The 16,952-nt window shown below is 70.2% G+C and carries 16 protein-coding genes and 1 pseudogene; 13 read left to right on the top strand and 4 right to left on the bottom strand.

Going from position 1 to position 16,952, the window contains the following annotated elements; all coding sequences use genetic code 11:
- The first annotated feature begins 24 nt into the window (after positions 1-24).
- Positions 25-3,999 carry a type VII secretion protein EccCa gene (eccCa, locus tag ACQEV8_RS14840; protein WP_432960292.1) on the top strand — a complete coding sequence of 1,325 codons (3,975 nt, stop codon included), beginning with the start codon at positions 25-27 and terminating at the stop codon, positions 3,997-3,999.
- A 4-nt stretch (positions 4,000-4,003) separates the two neighbouring features.
- Positions 4,004-5,425, top strand: coding sequence for a DUF6177 family protein (locus ACQEV8_RS14835; RefSeq protein ID WP_432960290.1), 1,422 nt, complete (start codon positions 4,004-4,006; stop codon positions 5,423-5,425).
- A 94-nt stretch (positions 5,426-5,519) separates the two neighbouring features.
- Here ACQEV8_RS14835 and ACQEV8_RS14830 read toward each other — a convergent pair whose 3' ends face one another.
- Entirely contained in the window at positions 5,520-6,629 is a 1,110-nt protein-coding gene (locus ACQEV8_RS14830; protein ID WP_432960288.1) for an acyltransferase family protein, read from the bottom strand.
- Between the two features lie 694 nt (positions 6,630-7,323).
- Between ACQEV8_RS14830 and ACQEV8_RS14825 the strand changes: the two genes are divergently transcribed.
- The 3 genes and pseudogenes from ACQEV8_RS14825 (at position 7,324) to ACQEV8_RS14815 (ending at position 9,868) form a co-directional block, all read left to right on the top strand.
- Positions 7,324-7,518, top strand: a complete 195-nt coding sequence (locus ACQEV8_RS14825) for a hypothetical protein (RefSeq protein ID WP_142163958.1) — start codon at positions 7,324-7,326, stop codon at positions 7,516-7,518.
- Between the two features lie 101 nt (positions 7,519-7,619).
- A pseudogene (locus ACQEV8_RS14820) lies at positions 7,620-8,351 on the top strand (serine/threonine-protein kinase); the annotation flags it as partial.
- 248 nt (positions 8,352-8,599) lie between these two features.
- Positions 8,600-9,868, top strand: coding sequence for a PQQ-binding-like beta-propeller repeat protein (locus ACQEV8_RS14815; protein WP_432960285.1), 1,269 nt, complete (start codon positions 8,600-8,602; stop codon positions 9,866-9,868).
- A gap of 540 nt (positions 9,869-10,408) precedes the next feature.
- Here ACQEV8_RS14815 and ACQEV8_RS14810 read toward each other — a convergent pair.
- Positions 10,409-10,939 carry a hypothetical protein gene (locus tag ACQEV8_RS14810; RefSeq protein WP_432960283.1) on the bottom strand — a complete coding sequence of 177 codons (531 nt, stop codon included), beginning with the start codon at positions 10,937-10,939 and terminating at the stop codon, positions 10,409-10,411.
- Positions 10,940-11,540: 601 nt separating this feature from the next.
- Here ACQEV8_RS14810 and ACQEV8_RS14805 point away from each other — a divergent pair.
- Positions 11,541-12,101, top strand: a complete 561-nt coding sequence (locus ACQEV8_RS14805; RefSeq protein WP_432960281.1) for an HD domain-containing protein — start codon at positions 11,541-11,543, stop codon at positions 12,099-12,101.
- Here the strand turns inward: ACQEV8_RS14805 and ACQEV8_RS14800 are convergent.
- Both ACQEV8_RS14800 and ACQEV8_RS14795 read right to left on the bottom strand, forming a co-directional pair.
- Positions 12,089-12,559, bottom strand: a complete 471-nt coding sequence (locus tag ACQEV8_RS14800) for an NUDIX hydrolase (protein ID WP_432960279.1) — start codon at positions 12,557-12,559, stop codon at positions 12,089-12,091. The two genes, ACQEV8_RS14805 and ACQEV8_RS14800, sit on opposite strands and share 13 nt — an antisense overlap.
- A 92-nt stretch (positions 12,560-12,651) precedes the next feature.
- Positions 12,652-13,383: an XRE family transcriptional regulator gene (locus ACQEV8_RS14795; protein ID WP_432960277.1), complete on the bottom strand. Its 732-nt coding sequence runs from the start codon at positions 13,381-13,383 to the stop codon at positions 12,652-12,654.
- Between the two features lie 160 nt (positions 13,384-13,543).
- Between ACQEV8_RS14795 and ACQEV8_RS14790 the strand changes: the two genes are divergently transcribed.
- The 7 genes from ACQEV8_RS14790 to ACQEV8_RS14760 all read left to right on the top strand — a co-directional run bounded on the left by ACQEV8_RS14790 (position 13,544) and on the right by ACQEV8_RS14760 (position 16,921).
- Positions 13,544-13,897, top strand: coding sequence for a hypothetical protein (locus tag ACQEV8_RS14790; protein WP_261681690.1), 354 nt, complete (start codon positions 13,544-13,546; stop codon positions 13,895-13,897).
- 2 nt (positions 13,898-13,899) lie between these two features.
- On the top strand, positions 13,900-15,255 hold the full coding sequence (locus ACQEV8_RS14785; RefSeq protein WP_432960275.1) for an FtsK/SpoIIIE domain-containing protein: 1,356 nt from the start codon (positions 13,900-13,902) through the stop codon (positions 15,253-15,255).
- Positions 15,256-15,337: 82 nt separating this feature from the next.
- Positions 15,338-16,003 (top strand): DUF2637 domain-containing protein, encoded by a 666-nt coding sequence (locus tag ACQEV8_RS14780; RefSeq protein WP_432960273.1) that lies wholly within the window; start codon positions 15,338-15,340, stop codon positions 16,001-16,003.
- Positions 16,004-16,022: 19 nt separating this feature from the next.
- Positions 16,023-16,217: a hypothetical protein gene (locus ACQEV8_RS14775; RefSeq protein ID WP_432960271.1), complete on the top strand. Its 195-nt coding sequence runs from the start codon at positions 16,023-16,025 to the stop codon at positions 16,215-16,217.
- A gap of 1 nt (position 16,218) precedes the next feature.
- Positions 16,219-16,410, top strand: a complete 192-nt coding sequence (locus tag ACQEV8_RS14770) for a mobile element transfer protein (protein ID WP_031108984.1) — start codon at positions 16,219-16,221, stop codon at positions 16,408-16,410.
- 13 nt (positions 16,411-16,423) lie between these two features.
- Positions 16,424-16,579, top strand: a complete 156-nt coding sequence (locus ACQEV8_RS14765) for a hypothetical protein (RefSeq protein ID WP_432960268.1) — start codon at positions 16,424-16,426, stop codon at positions 16,577-16,579.
- Between the two features lie 24 nt (positions 16,580-16,603).
- Complete coding sequence (locus ACQEV8_RS14760; RefSeq protein ID WP_432960266.1) at positions 16,604-16,921, top strand: SpdD-like protein; 318 nt, start codon at positions 16,604-16,606, stop codon at positions 16,919-16,921.
- The last annotated feature ends 31 nt before the right edge of the window (positions 16,922-16,952 follow it).

Raw genomic sequence — 16,952 nt, 5'->3', positions numbered from 1 at the left:
GACTCAGAGGACTAGGCAACAACGATGAGCACCCGACTGATCCACCGGCCGGCCCGCACCACACGGCCTCCGGCAGCCCCTGAGGCGCGCACCATCGAGGCACCGCCCAACCTGCCGGACGGCAAAACGGGCTCGATAGCGACCGCGCTGCTGCCCGTCGCGGGTGTGATGTCCTCCGTCGTGATGATGACGGTCGTGCGCAACAGCCAGTTCGCGGGGCTGGGCGCGATCATCCTGGTCGTCACCCTTCTCGGCTCCCTCGTCATGGTCTTCTCCCAGCGCGGAAAGGCCCAGCGCACGCGCCGGACCCAACGTGAGGCCTACCTCTCCTACCTGGAGGACCTGCGAGAGGAGCTGTCGAAGGAGGAGCGGGAGCGGCGGGAGACCACCCAGCTGCTCAGCCCCCCGCCGGACGCGCTCTACGACATCGTGCGCGACCCGGCCCGTTTGTGGGAGCGGCGCCGTACGGATCCGGACTTCCTGCGGGTACGCGTCGGCACCGGCGAGATGCCGGTGCGCGATCTGAGGGTGGCGCCGCCGGGATCCTCCGTGCTCACCCCGCCCGACGAGTTCATGCTGAACGAGGCATCCGCCCTCGTCGCCCGCTTCGGGAACGGGACCGAACTCCCCCTCACCGTCCCGCTCGACCGCGTCGGCAACATCACCGTCATCGGCACCCGCGAGGACACCCTCCGGGTCGCCCGCGCGCTCATCGCACAGGCCGCCGCGACCCACGCGCCCGACGACGTGGCCATGGCGCTGGCCGTGCCCGGCGACCGGATGGCCGACTGGGAATGGGCCAAGTGGCTGCCGCACCTGCTCGACGGCGAGCAGTTCGACGGCCCTGTCGCCGCTCGCCGGTTCGCGCCGTCCCTGCCGCAGCTGGCCCGGCAGATCGGCGGCGAACTACGCCGCCGCGCCTCCTACGCGGCCGAGGTCCGTCGTGGCCTGTCCGACAAGGACGCCCTGGCCATGAGCTCCCGGCTGCTCGTCGTGGCCGACGCGCACGGCGACGACGCCGTGGACCTGCCGCGCCCCGACGACGCGGTCGGACTGCGCGACATGAGCGTCACCGTGCTGCACCTGCTCGACCAGCGCGTGCAGGAGCCCGGCAGCGTCGGTGTCCGCATCACGGTCGACGGCGAGCGCGTCGTCATCGAGGACCTGCGCCAGAAGGAGCCGATCAGCGCGCACGGCACGGTCGACGAGATCGGAGTCCCCTTCGCCGAGGGACTCGCCCGGATGCTCGCCCCGTTGCGACTGTCCGCGGAGTCCATGGTCGACGCACCGCTCACCGGCCCGGTCGACTTCGCTGAACTGCTCGGCATCGACGACGTCGCCGGACTCGACCTCAGCCGCCTGTGGGCGCCGCGCGGTGAACGGGCCTTCCTGCGGGTGCCGATCGGCGTGAGCGACGCCAAGGAACCGGTGCTCCTCGACCTGAAGGAATCCTCCGAACTGGGCATGGGACCGCACGGCCTGTGCGTCGGCGCCACGGGTTCCGGAAAGTCCGAGCTGCTGCGCACCCTGGTCCTCGCCCTGGTCGCCACCCACCCGCCCGAGGATTTGGCCATGGTCCTCGTCGACTACAAGGGCGGCGCCACCTTCGCCCCGTTCGCGAACCTGCCGCACGTCTCCGGCGTCATCACCAACCTGGAGAACCAGGCCGGGTTGGTCGAACGCGTCCACGCGTCCCTCGCGGGCGAGGTCAAGCGCCGTCAGCAGGTGCTGAAGAACGCGGGCAACGTCGCCGACATCGGCCACTACGCCGCGCTGCGCGCCGAGCGGCGTCCCGACCTCGAGCCGCTGCCGCACCTGTTCGTCGTGATCGACGAGTTCGGCGAACTCCTCACCGCCAAGCCGGACTTCATCGACCTCTTCCTCTCCATCGGCCGTATCGGCCGGTCCATCGGCGTCCACCTGCTGCTGTCCAGCCAGCGCATCGAGGCCGGCAAGCTGAAGGGACTGGAGACCTATCTGTCGTACCGGCTGGGCCTGCGCACCTTCTCCCCGGACGAGTCCCGTACCGTCCTGGACACCACGGACGCCTTCCACCTGCCCCCGCTGCCCGGCTTCGGCTATCTCAAGGTCGACACCAGCCACTACGAGCGGTTCAAGGCCGGCTATGTCTCCGGCGCCTACCGGGGCCCCGTCCGCCGCGAGACCGAGGACACCGGGCCGCTCGTCCTGGAGTACGAGGCCTACAACACGCTCGGCCAGGCGGACACCGCGTCGCCCGAGGAGCCGCAGATGCGGCGCCGGGAGACCGGCCCCACCGAGATGGGCGTGATGATCGACCAGCTGGAGCGCTCCGGGTCGAGCCCGGTCCGCCAGATCTGGCTTCCCCCGCTGCCCGCCGCGGTCCCGCTCGACAAGGTCGCCGGTGCCGTCGAGGTGGGTCCGCGCGGCATGCAGTTCGCCCAGCGCCGCGGTCCGCTCCAGGTGCCGCTGGGCGTCCTCGACGACCCGACCAGGCAGTGGCAGGGCCAGTGGCACCTGGACCTCACGCTCGCCGGCGGCCACGCCGCGTTCATCGGCGGTCCCCAGTCCGGCAAGACCACCCTGCTGCGTACGCTCGCGCTCTCCCTGGCCCTGACCCACACCCCGCAGGAGGTGGGCGTCTACGGCCTCGACCTGGTCGGCGGCGGGCTGCAGGCCCTGTCCGGGCTGCCGCACGTCGGCGGGATCGCGGGCCGCGCGGACCGGGAGCGTGCCGCCCGCACCATCGACTCGGTGCGTGCCATGCTCGACCAGCGCGAGGAACTCTTCCGCGTCCACAACATCGACTCGCTCGAGCAACTGCGCACCCTGCGTGCGGCGGGCCGGCTGCCCGAACTGGCCAGCACCGAGATCGTGCTGCTCATCGACGGCTTCGGCGCGCTGCGCGACGACTTCGAGGACCTCGACGACCCGGTCGCCGACATCCTCAAGCGGGGCAGCGGCTACGGCATCCACGTCGTCGCCGGCATGCTGCGCTGGAACGACGTGCGGATCGCCACCCAGTCCCAGTTCGGCACCCGCGTGGAACTGCGCCTGAACGACCCGGGCGAGTCCAGCATCGACCGCAAGCTCGGCGAGACCCTCTCGCCCGAGGAGAAGGGCCGCGTCCTCCTCGACCGCAAGCTCTTCGCCCAGGTCGCCCTGCCCCGCACCGACGGCCTCGCCGACACCGCCGACCTCGGCGCTGTCCTGGAGACCACCGCCCGCACGATCCGCGCCACCTGGACCGGCGAGGTCGCCCAGCCCGTTCGTGTGCTGCCGCACGTGCTGGAGGCGCGCCAACTGCCCGGCCCGGCCGCCGAACCGCGCCGCGTCCCGATCGGCCTGGACCAGACACAGCTTGCCCCTGTCCTGCTCGACCTCTTCCACCGAGATCAGCATCTGCTGATCATGGGCGACAGCGAGTGCGGCAAGACCAATCTGCTCAAGGTGATCGCCCGGAGCCTGATCGAGCGCCACGGCGAGCACGAACTGGTCTTCGGCGTCTTCGACCCGCGCCGCGGCCTGCGCGGCGTCATCCCGGAGGAGTACCGGGGCGGCTATGCCTACAACACCAAGCTGTGCGCCGGCCTCGCCGCGGGTATCGCCTCCGAACTGGAGAAGCGGCTGCCCGACGAGTCCGCCGACCCCGCCGACCTGGAACCGGGCAGCTTCTCCGGCCCGCGGATCGTGATCCTCGTCGACGACTACGACGTCCTCACCACCGCGGGGCAGCAGCCTCTGGCGCCCTTCGTGCCGTACATCCCGTCGGCCGTCGACATCGGACTGCACTTCGTCCTCACCCGCCGGGTCGCGGGGGCCTCCCGGGGCATGTACGAGCCGTTGCTGCAGGGGCTGCACGAGTCCGGCGCCGCGGCGCTGGTGATGGCGGGGGACCGCGGCGAGGGGCAGCTCTTCTCCGGCGTGTACGCCAGTCACCAGCCGCCCGGCCGCGGCGTGCTGGTCCGCAGGGGCGAACCGAGTCGGCTCATCCAGACCGTCTACGAGGGGACGAGGTAAACGCGTGACGAAGGACGTCATCGCCCTCACGAAGAAGATGCCCGACCCGCTCAGTGTCCTCGCGGGCCTGCTCTCCGGCGGCCCGGACCTGCTGGTGGGTACCGAGGGTGAAGGGGCAGTCGTACAGCTCTGCGACCCGCAGGGCCGGCCGCTCGTCTCCGTCGAGGCGCCGCTGCTCGTGCAGGTCAGGGGAGAGGCCGAGCGGCTGCTCGGGGCGCGTGAGCCCGAGGTGCCGTACTGGTGGACCGAGGCCCGTGCCACGACCGGGGTCAAGGAGGCCGAGGAGCTCGCCGGAACGTTCGCCGCCCGCATCGCCGCGCTGGTCGGTGGCACGGCCTGGCCGCCGCAGACCGCGTGGTCGCTGGCCGTGGTCAAGACGGACGGGATGACGGTGGCGCCGGCTCCGGCCGCCGCCCAGCCCGCCGTGGACGTGCTCACCGACAAGGTCGCCGTCGTCATCCAGGACCGCCCTATGGTCGCGATGACGGCCTGGCTGTCGGATGCCTTCCGTGCCGTCGCGAACGCCGGCCTCGGCCTGCAGATCGTCACCCCGGCGGGCACCCGCCTCTCCCCGGCGGTCCGGGGCAGCCTGCCGGGCTGGCCCTCCCGCTGGGTGGTGCAGGACGAGCAGGACGGCTACTACGACGGTCTGACCGGAGCGGTCCTGCGGTGGAGCAACGGCCTGTTCGTGACGGTCGATTCGCCGGAGGCCACCCCCGAGGACCCGCGCACACCCATCGCCTCGTCCTTTCAGCAGGGCACCGATGACACAGGTGAGCGCCAGCTGGCGATCTCCTTCCGCGCGGTCCACCCGGCCGACGACCGGCTCGTTCTCGGCGGTGCCGTGGAAGCCGTCTGGCAGGAGGTCACCGGTGAGCCGCCGGCCGGCTGGGGCACCGAGGAGCCCGCCAACCTCCCGTGGTCCCTGCGGCAGTTGACCGATGTGGCCCATGAGCGAGCACCCGAGCCGACCTGGCTGGTGGTCGTCGGCACCCCGGAACGTCCCGGTCTCGCGACGGTTCGCATCACCCGGACGCAGGCCGGTGTCGAAGAGGACGTCACGATGGTCTTCGGCTACGGACCGGGCGAGCAGGTCCCGACGGACTCCGTGGTCGCCGCTGCGGAGGCCCTGGCCACCCGGCACGATCTGCAGTCCATGCTGGTCCAGGTCCGCCGGGCCCGCCGGGACCTGTCCGTCCCGCCCCGCTTCGAAGGCCCCGGCGTGCCCTACGCCTTCGTCCTGGGTGCCGAGGAGGTCCGCGAGATGCCGGGCGACCGGGCCCGCCGCACCCCGCTTGCCGAGGCCCCACGGGAGCTCGGCCCGAAAACCCGTCCGGCGCTGTACTACGCGTTTCCGGGCAACCCGTCCGACCTGTCGGGCTGGCAGGACTTCGAGCGCTTGATGAGACACCTGAAGGGCAGCTAGTTCTCCGCCCCGCCGACGCCGCGACGACGTCGGCAAGCAGACGGCCCCGCACTCTCCGATGAGTGCGGGGCCGTCGTCACGTGGACAGGTGGGGTCAGCCCACGGCCACCTTCTCGCGTTCCCGCCGCTCGGCGCCCTGGCGCCCGCGGGCGACCTCGGCCGCGTCCCGCTTGAAGGCCCACTCCATCTTCGGCTCCATCGCGAACCGGAACATGCGCTGCACCGGCTTGGTGCACAGTGCCGTCACCACGGCGGCCGCGAGGACGGTCACGGTGATCTGCCCGGCCGGCTGGTGGAACCAACTCGTCTCGAACCAGCCCTGGTAGTCGCCGGCCTTCACGAGGAAGCCGTGCAGCAGGTAGCCGTAGAGCGTGCCCGCACCCAGCGCGGTGAACCACATGTGGCGGCGCGGCACCCAGGCGAAGAAGCAGGCGGTCAGCACCAGCGAGCAGCCGAACATCGCGAGCACCATGACCGGGCCGGCCCACCACGGCGCGCCCAGTTCCTGCGCGGCGTCACGGTGGTAGAACCACGCGGTGTTCATGTGCGGCACGGCCCACCAGCTGAAGGCGAGCGCTGCGGCGAACATGGGCACCGCGGCGATCCGCACCGAACGGCGGCGCACCATCTGGAAGTGCTCGGGCTTCATCACCAGGCCCAGCACGAAGAACGGGAGGAACTGCAGGACTCGCTGCAGGTCCAGGTCGTCGCCGATCGACGGGGTGACGGTCGCCAGCATCGCGAGTCCGAGCGCGAGCGGCAGCGGCCAGCGCACCATGTTCCAGATGGGGGTGGTCAGCCGCCAGATGAACAGCGCGACCAGGAACCAGGTCAGGTACCACGGGTCGAGGAGGCTGATGTCCTGACCCGGGTCGTCGTCGATCCACCGCTTGAAGAGCGGGTAGGCCGTCTCGAAGATGACGTACGGCACGGCCACGCCCGTGATCAGGCGCTTGAGCCGGTCGGGCCGCATGTCGAAACTGCGCGAGAAGTAGCCGGAGATGATGATGAACGCCGGCATGTGGAACGCGTAGACGACCTGGTACGCCGCCTCGAGTATCCGGCTGTCGCCCTTGAGTGGCTCCCAGGCGTGGCCCATGGCCACCAGCACGATCGCGAGGTACTTCGCGTTGTCGAAGAACGCGTCGCGCTGCTTGCCGTTCTGCTTCTTCTGGGGGCTCTGCGGCGAGCGCGGGCTCGGCACTCCGCCTGCCGGCGACTGTGCCGGGGGAAGTGGCGCCTTGCGGTCGCCGTTCGGTCGCAGCGAGTTCGTCACAGACCCTCCCACCAGGAACTCGGGGAGACGATCCGGGACCTCGCTGCGCTTGCGGGGGACGAGGCAGCGTGGAACATCTGAGGCACCCTAGCCCTCCCTGCGGCTATTCGTAAAACGCCGGACGTCATTCCTGGCTATTCGCTGTGGGTACCCCGGATTTCGGGTAGTTGACGTCACTGTCGACGTGATGACCAACACATCTTCGGCGTCGAGTTGCGCCCGTCACAGGTGCCCTGCTTGTCAGGATACTTCCGGACTAAGCAGTGCATAAGACCAGCAGGCGACTCCAGTGGAATGTCCGCTTCAGTGCTCTTCGGAAGCCTCTCCGCAGGGTTGTTGAGGAGCCTTGGGCAGCAATTCGAATTAGCTGCGAACGCGTTGTGTGGAGACGGAAACGATCCAGCTCAATTCCCTGTGCGGGTGGCGCATCGAATTGCCGTACGACTCCTTGCCGTCGGGCCCCTCCCGCACGCGACGTACACAGGCCCGGACGACACGGGTGCGGTCGATGCGTCACCGGCCGCATAGCCCGGCCGCGTTGGTGGCACGATGGTTCTGGCGGGGGTGTGCCGAGGCGCGCCCCCGGGCCGGGAGAGCGGACCGACCAAGGGTGTGATCAGTTGTGGCCATTTCACTGTCTGTGGTGCTGCTGTTGGCGATCATCCTTGTGGTGTTGCTGAGAGGGGGATCCATCAAGGCGGGCCCAGCGATCGTGGCGATCCTCTTCGGCTTCTTCCTCGCCTCGACCGGCATGGCCCCGTCCATCCAGCGCTTCCTCAACTCGATAGCGGAGACGGTCAACTCCATCAGCTTCTGACCGGCCCGGGAGCACCCTCCCGGGCCGGTGCCACGGGCCGGAGGGGCGTGCGGTTACTCTCCTCCCGACGGGACGGTGCGTGACGGGGGGAACGTACGGGGATGGCGCTGCGCGATTCTGACCCCGCGGAGGTGGGCGGCTACCGCATCGAGGACCGCCTCGGCTCCGGCGGCATGGGTGTCGTCTACCTGGCCCGCTCGGCCTCCGGCCGGCGCCTCGCCGTCAAGGTGGTGCACGGCCAGTACGCCGACGACGACGAGTTCCGCGCCCGATTCCGCCGCGAGGTGGCCGCGGCCCGACAGGTCAGCGGCGCCTTCACGGCCCCGGTCGTGGACGCGGACGCCGACGCGTCGCGCCCCTGGATGGCCACGCTCTACATACCGGGAGCGGACCTCGGCACCCACGTCCGCGAGCACGGCCCGCTCTCCGTGCCCCGGCTGCGTGAACTCGCCGCCGGCCTCGCCGAGGCGCTGCGCGACATCCACCGCGCCGGAGTCGTCCACCGCGATCTGAAGCCGGCCAACGTGATGCTCGCCGAGGACGGCCCCCGCGTCATCGACTTCGGCATCTCCCGCGCCGCCGAGTTCGCCGCCGCCGACGTCCTCACCCAGACCGGCCGCGTCATGGGCACCCCGCCCTTCATGTCGCCGGAGCAGTTCTCCTCCCCGCAGGATGTCGGCCCGGCCGCCGACATCTTCTCCCTCGGCTCGGTCCTCGCCTACGCCGCCACCCGCCGCGGCCCCTTCGACAGCCCGAGCCCCTACGAGACGGCCGTCCGGGTCGTCGAGGGCGAACCGGCCCTCGACGGCGTACCGGACGAACTGCTCCCCTTCGTGCGCCTCTGTCTGGAGAAGCACCCCAAGTCCCGCGTGACCGCCGACGAACTCCTGACCCTGCTGCGCGACGGAGGCCCGGCCGTCCCGCCCCGGCTGCCGAGGAATCGATCCCTCTTCCGTCCCGGAGCGTCCCCGCGGCCTCGCCGCAGCGTGACACCCCGCTCGCCGACCCGCCGCCCGAGCCCGCCGCGCCGCGCGGCGGCCGCAGACGCCGCTACCTCCTCACCGCGGCGGCCGGGACGGCCGTGGCCGCCGTCCTCGCCGCCACCACCGTGGTCCTCAGCGACGCCCTCTCCCGCGACAGCGACCCCGGCCCCTCTGTCGCCGCCCCCAGTGACCTCCCCGACGGCTGGAAGTCCTGGGCGACCGCCGCGAAGGCCCCCAAGGGCAGCGAGCGCCTCCTCGGCGGCGCCGGCAGCGCTCTCGCGGGCTGCGCCGCCGTCGCCACCTCCCTCGTGTGCGCCGGCTCCGGCCTCATGGCGACCCGCTTCGATCTCGCCGACGGCCGCACCACCTGGGGCCGGTCCGTCGACCCCACACCCGACGGCTCCTCCAGCAGCAGCCAGGGCGCGCTCATCGGCACCACCGGCAGTCACGTCTACGCCTATGAGGCGGAGGAGGGGGAGACGACGGCCGGCCCCCGGTTCAGCTACACGGCGTACGCCCTGGCCGCCGACACCGGCAAGGAGCTCTGGCGGACCGAAACGGGCACCGGCGAGTCGGCGTCCGTCCCCGACAGCACGCAGGACGCCGCCACGGCTGTCCCCGAGGGTGTCGTCACCTTCTACGGCCCCGCGGGCGAGTACTACGCCCTGCTCGACGCCGAGACCGGCGACGTCCGCTGGAAACGCCCGAAGCCGGACGGACCCAAGGCCCCGGCCGACTGCCTGCTGCGCTCGGCGGCCGACCGTGCCTATCTCGTCTGCGCGATCGGCCTGTCGGAGAACGGAGCCTCCCGCACCACCGTCTCCCAGATCGACCCGGCCACCGGAAAGGCGCGCTGGACCGTCGAGGCCAAGGGCACCCAGTACTTGCTCGGCCAGCACGACGGACGCCTGGTCCTCGCGGACACCTTCGCCGCGGACCGCGGCCTGACCCTGATCGACGTCTCCTCGCGCGTGCTCACCGTGCGCCGCCTCGCCCAGCCCCGGCCCGAGGACGCGCAGGCGTACCTGGTCCGCGGCACGGTCTACTTCACACGGGACAGCGGCGGCGTCCGCGCCGTCTCGCCGAGCACCGGCCGGACGCTGTGGGAATCCAATTCCACCGTGGAGAAGCCGGGGCCGCCGACCGCCTCCGCCACCCATGTGTACCTCGCGTCCCCGAGCGGCCGCCTGGCCGCCCTGGACACGAGCAGCGGCGCTGTCGACGCCACCCGGGACGGCCGCGACGACGGCGGCAGAACCGACAGCATGCTCGTCACCTCGGGCGCCCCGCTCGTCCTCGTCGGCGACGCCCTGTACGTCCCGTACGGCATCCGCTCCGTCTACACGGTGGACGTACGCGCCCTCTGAGACCTCTGAGACCCCTGAAACACCGGTGACCTTGAACACCGGCTGAACACCGGCGAAAACACCTCGGGCCCGGTTCCGAAGAACCGGGCCCGAGCCGATCAGAGCGGGCGACGGGAATCGAACCCGCGTAGCTAGTTTGGAAGATCGCGTATCAGGACGCGCTATGACCTGGCGAAACGCTGACCTGCGTGTTTCTGGTCTAGTTGCCGCGACTCCCCGTTGTTCCCCGAGCGGTACTCCCTTATCGGGCACGCAGGGGGCACGTGTGGCTCTCTGCGGCGTTCTCGGTCGCCCCGCGCCTCCCAGCCCGCCCCGAGCCCTGCTCGGCTCTCACGCAGTGCTCTGAGCCGTCTCGTACAAGCTTTGGGGTCTGGCCTCATCCTGATCAGGTCGATCATGGCGGCTCTGCGATGTCGGTCAACTGCTCCTGTGCCTTGGCTGGTCGTTCGCTGAGGCCCGGCACCAACTGCTGCTGTTCGTGCCTGTTGGTGTCAGCCGCTGATGTCAGGCGCCGAGGTGGCCTTGACAAGCTGCCGGACTTCACCCGCTGCCCAATATGGCAGATCCCGGCCGACCACTGAGGACCTGTCTAGCTGTAGCTACGAAGCGCTCGGATGCCTGGTCGAAGGCGTCAGTCGCCTCGCTGATTGCGTCACGATCAGTCGAGTGGTCTGCGAACGATTCGAGGAACATCTCCTCCAGCCGAAGACAGCGGTCAGTGATCATCGATTGAGCACGGAGCATAGGGTCAGGCCCCAGCAAGGCAACAGCGCTGCCAGCCTCTTGAACTCGCCGCGCGCACTCGTTGACCTCGCTCAACTGGCTCTCACGCCAGTGATCAATGAACAACGCAGTGGTGAGGGTTTGCACCGCTCGTCTGAAGTTCTGCGCTTCGCTGAGCAGACTGCCGTAAGACTGTTGCTGCTGCTCCCTCAGCCAGTGTGCGTGATCGGCCTCTGCTTGGTCCTCTACTACTTGCCGACTTGCGGCTGCCGCCGTCTGCGCACCGATCTTCGCGCCTCGAACAGCCGCCATGCCTCCTGCCAACGCACCGCCGAGAGCTCCGATCATCCCTGCCACTCCAGCTATCACGGCTGCTGCTCCCTGATCCATAAGGAAGCCTCTACCACGTCATGAAGGTCGGCGGTATGGCTCGGGGCAAGTGATCGCGGCCAAGCATGTTCCCTGCCGCCTTTCCCCACCACCGTCCCCAGCTTCCATCCCGTCCGCCGTCGACCCACACACCGTGGAGCGGGCGTGGTTCATGGCGTCCAGGTGGAGCGCGCCACTGTACGAACGACCTGGACGCCATGGGCCGCGTCTGCTCGGCTCTGCCTGGGTCGATGGTGGACGGGATGGGAGCACCCCGCGCACGCCACTACGGACCCGCAGTCGGGAACGGCGCCCCCTCCATCCCGGTGCCGGCCGATCCCCCGCCGGAGGCATCATCTTGTGCCCGCGGGTGACGTCCCTCCTTGCCCGCTGCACGTAGCGCGCCGCCGGGCGCGGCCAGCCGGGGCGCAGACAGGAGGCAGGCCGCGCCGCAGAGGCGGCGCGCGCCCGCGCCGTGCGCGGGCCTTGATGAAGTAGGGAAAGTCTTACCGCGTCATGATCCCTGGGGTCGCCGGTCCGGGGCTGTCGGCTGCTTGCCCACTGGGTTACCGTGCGATCTATGTCCTCTGCTCTAGACACGCCTCAAGGAGCGGCCGAGCTGGCCGAGTCGCTGTTGCCTCCCCTCGGGAATCGCTGGCTGCACACTCAGGCCGTAGCGGCTCGTGCTCGCGAAGCGTCGGCGGCAGTGTCCGAGGGTGACCGCGATCTGCTCGTCGCTGCCGCGTGGCTGCATGACATCGGTTACGCCCCCGAACTGCGGGACACGGGCTTTCATCCGCTCGACGGTGCGCGGCATCTGGAGACGCTCGGTGCGCCCTCCCGGCTCGTGCGCTTGGTCGCTCATCACTCCGGCGCCGTGTACGAGGCCGAGCAGCGTGGCCTGACCGCCGAGCTGGCGGCGTACGACCGAGAGGACTCCCCGGTCCTGGACGCGCTGATCTACGCGGACATGACGACCGGCCCGGCCGGTCAGTCCTTCGTCTTCGACAGCCGCATTGATGAGATCTTGGAGCGCTACGAGCCGGGTAGCGAGGTGCACAACGCGATCAGCAAGGCGCGGCCGTACCTCGGCGCCGCTGTCGGGCGGACGCTCGCTCGCCTAGGTGATCAACCGACGTAGGGCCCAGGGCGGTCAGCCAGGCCGTGATCGATCCGCATTCGCATCGACGGATGGATGTTCAGGCTGTCCAGCCGACTGGGATGCACGAACGCCACTTCCTTGCTCTCACTGCTCGTGCGCAGCTCGCCGCCGACGATGGTTGCTCGGAAGCAGATCGAGAACTGTTGGCGGACCTCGCCGTCGTCGTACGCCATGACGTGAGCCGGGTTGGTGTAGGTGCCGACCAGGCCCGTCACCTCGACGTCGAACCCGGTCTCTTCCTTGGTCTCCCGCACAGCCGCATCGGGTGCCGACTCGCCGACGTCGACCCCGCCGCCGGGCAGGGCCCATAGGTCGTTGTCCGTCTTGTGGATCAGCAGTACTTCCCCAGCGTCGTTGAGGGCCACCGCGGTTACGGACGGCACGATGCTGTTCGCCTTCGGCGCGTTCGGATCGTTGAAGTAGTCGACTCGGGCCATGACTCCAGCGTCGCACGCTCATCGTCGGCCGGAGACCACGTGCCGGTTCCGCCGGCACCCGCAGCCCCGGTCTTCAACGTGTCGGTGCCTACCTACGCGGGCCGCCCGCGTTCCCAGGTGTAGTCGAAGCTGCGCATGTAGTGCCGGAACGTGCGGGCGCCCGGGATGTAGCGGAAGTGCAGCACGGGGTTCTGCCCGGCGGGTGCTCCGAGTACGTGCGGGTTCACCAGGACGTCATCATCGAACCGGTAGATCGAGTTGTAGAGGATCGTGTCGTGCAACCGGACTTCGACGCCGGGCGTCGTCATCGCCGGTTCGAGGTAGCGCCGCGTGATCCGGGCACGTGCAGCCAGGTCACTCCCTATGCCTTCCTCTTCACCGCGCTGGCGGACCATCTCCGAGTCGGGATCGCCAAGCAGAACGCGAACTTGGGCCCCGGCCTTAGCCTTCTCCGCCAGCTGGTCCGGCAGGTCCGGGTGGTTGTCGAAGAGGAACAGCCCTGCGTACACGAGGATGTCCACCTGGTCCTTCGCCCTTTCGATCAGAGAGGACCACAGCGCTGCCGGAACCGCGCCCCGGTGGGGGTAGTACGTGATCAGCTCGGACGTGCTGGCGGACTCGGCCTGCTTCTCGACGGTCGGCCACAGGTAGACCTCATCGGCGCCGAGGAAGCTCGCGGCCTTCCAGCGGTGTCCCCGGTGCGGCGTGCGGTTGGTCGTGATCCAGCGCTCCACGCTCTTGGGGTCGACCCCGACGTGCTGAGCCAGGGACTGGATGGTCTCGCCCTTCGCTGAAATCGCCGCGCGCAGACGCTCGTTCGCCATGGCTGCCCTCTCGTAGGACTTCTCGGGGACGTTTTGACGATAACTCAGACGTCCCTAAACGTCCATACGGACCGTGATACGTCCACTGCCTCTCGCGGTCTCCTGATCTCACCGGCGCTTCCGTCGGTTCGAACACCCCTCCAGATTCAGGAGACAGACCATGCGTCAGATTCCCGTCGACACCGCCAACGCGACCGTCATGGTGGCGAAGGCTCCGCAGCCCAAGGTCAAGGACCGCCGTACCGGTGAGATCGCCCTCGACAAGGACGGCGTGACCCTGATGACCGTGGAGGTCATGTTCTCCACGCCGGACGAGGTGGAGATCCTCAAGCTGACCGTTCCGCAGCCCGGCGTCTCCGAGGACCTGACCATGGGTACCCCGGTCGCCCTGACGGGCCTGGTCGCCTCGGCGTGGGAGAACGAATTCAACGGGCAGAAGCGCCACGGGATCGCGTTCCGTGCGGTCGCCGTGACCTCCCTGGCCGCCGCTGACACGAAGTCCAAGGCGGCCTGACCATGACCTGGTTCACGGTCGCGCTGGTGCTGGTCGTCGCCACTGCGGGTCTCCTGCGGTGGCGGCGCCCCGCCTGGTACTGGCTGACCTTCGGCGTCATCCTCGCCACGCTGCGGGTCCTGGTCCGCTACGCCTCGGTCATGGACGCCTGCGGCCTGACGGTCCCGCCCTCCCGCTGGCGCCTGGCCCTGGCCCGGGTGGCCAACCGGCCAGTTCCTGAGTCCCGCCCGCCGCGCATCCTGGTACTGCGCCCGACTCGGACCGGTCTGGTCCTCCGGCTCAAGCTCCGGCCCGGCCAGGACGCATTCGACGTGGCGGCCTCCACGGACCGGCTGCGCCACTCCTTCGGGATGTACGGAGTGACCTCCCGCGAAATCCGCTCCGGCGTCGTTGAGGTGCGGATGACCGGCTACGACGTGCTCAAGCAGGTCCAGATGCCTGCCAAGACCGACACGCGTCCGATGCGGGTTCCGGTCGCGCTGCGGGAGGACGGCTCGGTGCACTACCGCGACTACCGCGCCGTCCCGCACGGCCTGACCCTCGGGGCGACGGAGTCCGGCAAGTCCGTCTACCAGCGCAACCTGGTGGCTGGACTCGCCCCGATGGACGTCGCCCTGGTCGGTATCGACTGCAAACAGGGGGTGGAGCTGTTCCCGCTGGCACGCCGGTTCTCCGCTCTGGCCGACAACCCGGACGCTGCACTGGAGCTGCTGGAAGCGCTGGTTGAGCACATGGGGGAGGTCTACCAGCTGATCCGGGCAGAGCAGCGCATCAGTGTCGCGGTGCCGGATGCGGAGATCGCCGCCGACATCTGGGACCTGCGCAAGGACCTGAGGCCGGTGCCGGTCGTGGTCCTGGTCGACGAGGTTGCCGAACTCGCCCTGTTCGCCAGCAAGGAGGAGGAGAAGCGCCGGGACCGGATCATTACCGCGCTGGTCCGTCTCGCCCAGCTCGGCCGCGCGGCCGGCATCTACCTGGAGATCTGCGGGCAGCGTTTCGGGTCCGAACTCGGCAAGGGCATCACCATGCTGCGAGCCCAGCTCACCGGCCGCACCGCCCACCGCGTCAACGACGAAACGAGCGCCAACATGGCTTTCGGCGACATCTCCCCGGACGCCGTCCTGGCCGCCATCCAGATACCCGCCGAGACACGCGGCATCGCGATCGCCGGTGACTCGACCGGTGGCTGGCACCGTATCCGCGCCCCGCACACCTCGCTGCGGCAGGCCGTGAACACCTGCAACAGGTACGCCGACCGCACCCCCGACGTGCCCGCCCTGGCCGCCTACCGCCCCGCGGTTGGCTCACTGCCCTCGGCCCGGGTGCCGCTGTCCAAGACAGCCCCCGCCACCGCCTGACCCTCCCTGTCCCACCGGTCGGCGCGACCGCTTCGCGCCAGGTCCCTACCCCCGCCATGCCTCACGACAGGAAGGAACCGTGATGACCCGCCCCGCTCTCCGCGTCGACGCCGTCCTGGTCCAGGCCGTCATCGCCGGGGCGCTGTCCTTCGCCCACCTGCACGACCTTGCCGCCGCTGCCGGACAGGACGGCTGGAAAGCCTGGGCCTACCCGATCAGCGTCGACCTGCTCCTGGTCGCCTCCTGGCGACGGCTGCGCTCGGACGGCCCGTCCCGGCTGGCCTGGTGCTGGTTCGTCATCGCCTTGGTCGCCTCCCTCGGCGCCAACGTCGCTACCGCCGGACTCCTCGACCTCGACCACGTCCCGGCCTGGCTGCGCATCCTCGTCGCCGCCTGGCCCGCACTGGCCTTCATGGGCGGAACGCTCCTCGCCCACTCCGCCACAGACCGGGTGCCGGATCCGCCGGCACCCTCAGCCCCGGTGACCGATCCGGAACCCGAGCCGGTTACCGAGACCGAACCAGATCCTGTGCCTGAGCTGGTTCCGGCGGTCGACGACACCCCCGCCCTTCCCGCCGCCGAGCCCGCCCCGGCTGTGCCGGTCCCGGCCGCGCTGGTCGACCACGCCCGGAAGGTCGCCGACGACCACCGCTCCCGCACCGGTACGCCGATCGACACCGACACCCTGCGCGCCCGCCTCGGCGTCCCGCCCCAGCTGGCCGACGCCATCGCCGCCCAACTCGCCTGACCTCGACGGGAGACACGCCATGACCAACGACCCGGCCGACCTGACCGCCGCCGACCACCTCGACGCCGCCCGCGAGATGACCGCCGCGAACCGGCCCCTCCTCGCGCACCTGCTCGCCGAGGAAGCCGCCCGCCGCACCGCCGACCCGGCCACCGCCGCCGGTATCCGCGCCGCCTTCCCCGACCCCGCCCTGACCCGCAAGGAGACCGACTGACATGCCCGCCCGCGACCACTTCCACTCCGTGATGCGCATCGGCCCGGTGCAGATCGGCACCCACCGCGACCGCCACGGCCAGACCAAGTACGCCGCCGTGTGCACCGCCGACCGCTGCGGCTGGTCCTCCGACTACTCCAGCCAGTCCGCCGCCCAGCTCGCCGCCCGCACCCACCGCTGCCGCGTCCGCTAGGAGGCCCTCCGCCATGGAAGTACCGCTCTGGCTTGCCCTGCTCGTCGTCGGCTACCTCGGCGTCAAGCTCATCCGCCCGCCCGCCTGGCTCATCGCCGTCCTGCTGCTCGGCGGCTTCCTCCTCGCCGACAGCGTCCTGACCCCCGCCATCGACACCGTCGTCAAGTAACCGCCCCGGAAGGGAGAACCACCGATGTTCCGCCCGAAGGTCCCCACCATGCCCACGCCGACCGGCCAGGTCACGCCGCCTGTCGTGGTCGAGTCGACCACCGTCGTCCCGGCCGGTCAGGTCTCACCGCCCGCCCCGGTGTCCCCGACCTCGTCCCGGCCCACGGTGCAGCTCACCCCCGGCACCGCACTCGCCCTCGTCGGTGGCGGCACCGCCGTGGTCCTGGTCGTCGGCGCCGTCCTGGTCTCCATGCTCCTGGCCGTCGCCATCACCGGCGTCTCGGTCGCCGTCTGCGCCGTTGTCCTGCGCTCGCTGCTCGCCTCGGAGATGAAGCGGCGCTGACCGGCCCCCGGAGCGGCCTCAACCGCCAAGT

Source organism: Streptomyces sp. CA-179760, assembly GCF_050937045.1.
Taxonomy (GTDB): Bacteria; Actinomycetota; Actinomycetes; order Streptomycetales; family Streptomycetaceae; genus Streptomyces.
Note: the sequence above shows the minus strand (reverse complement) of the source record. Positions and strands in the feature narration are given on the sequence as shown.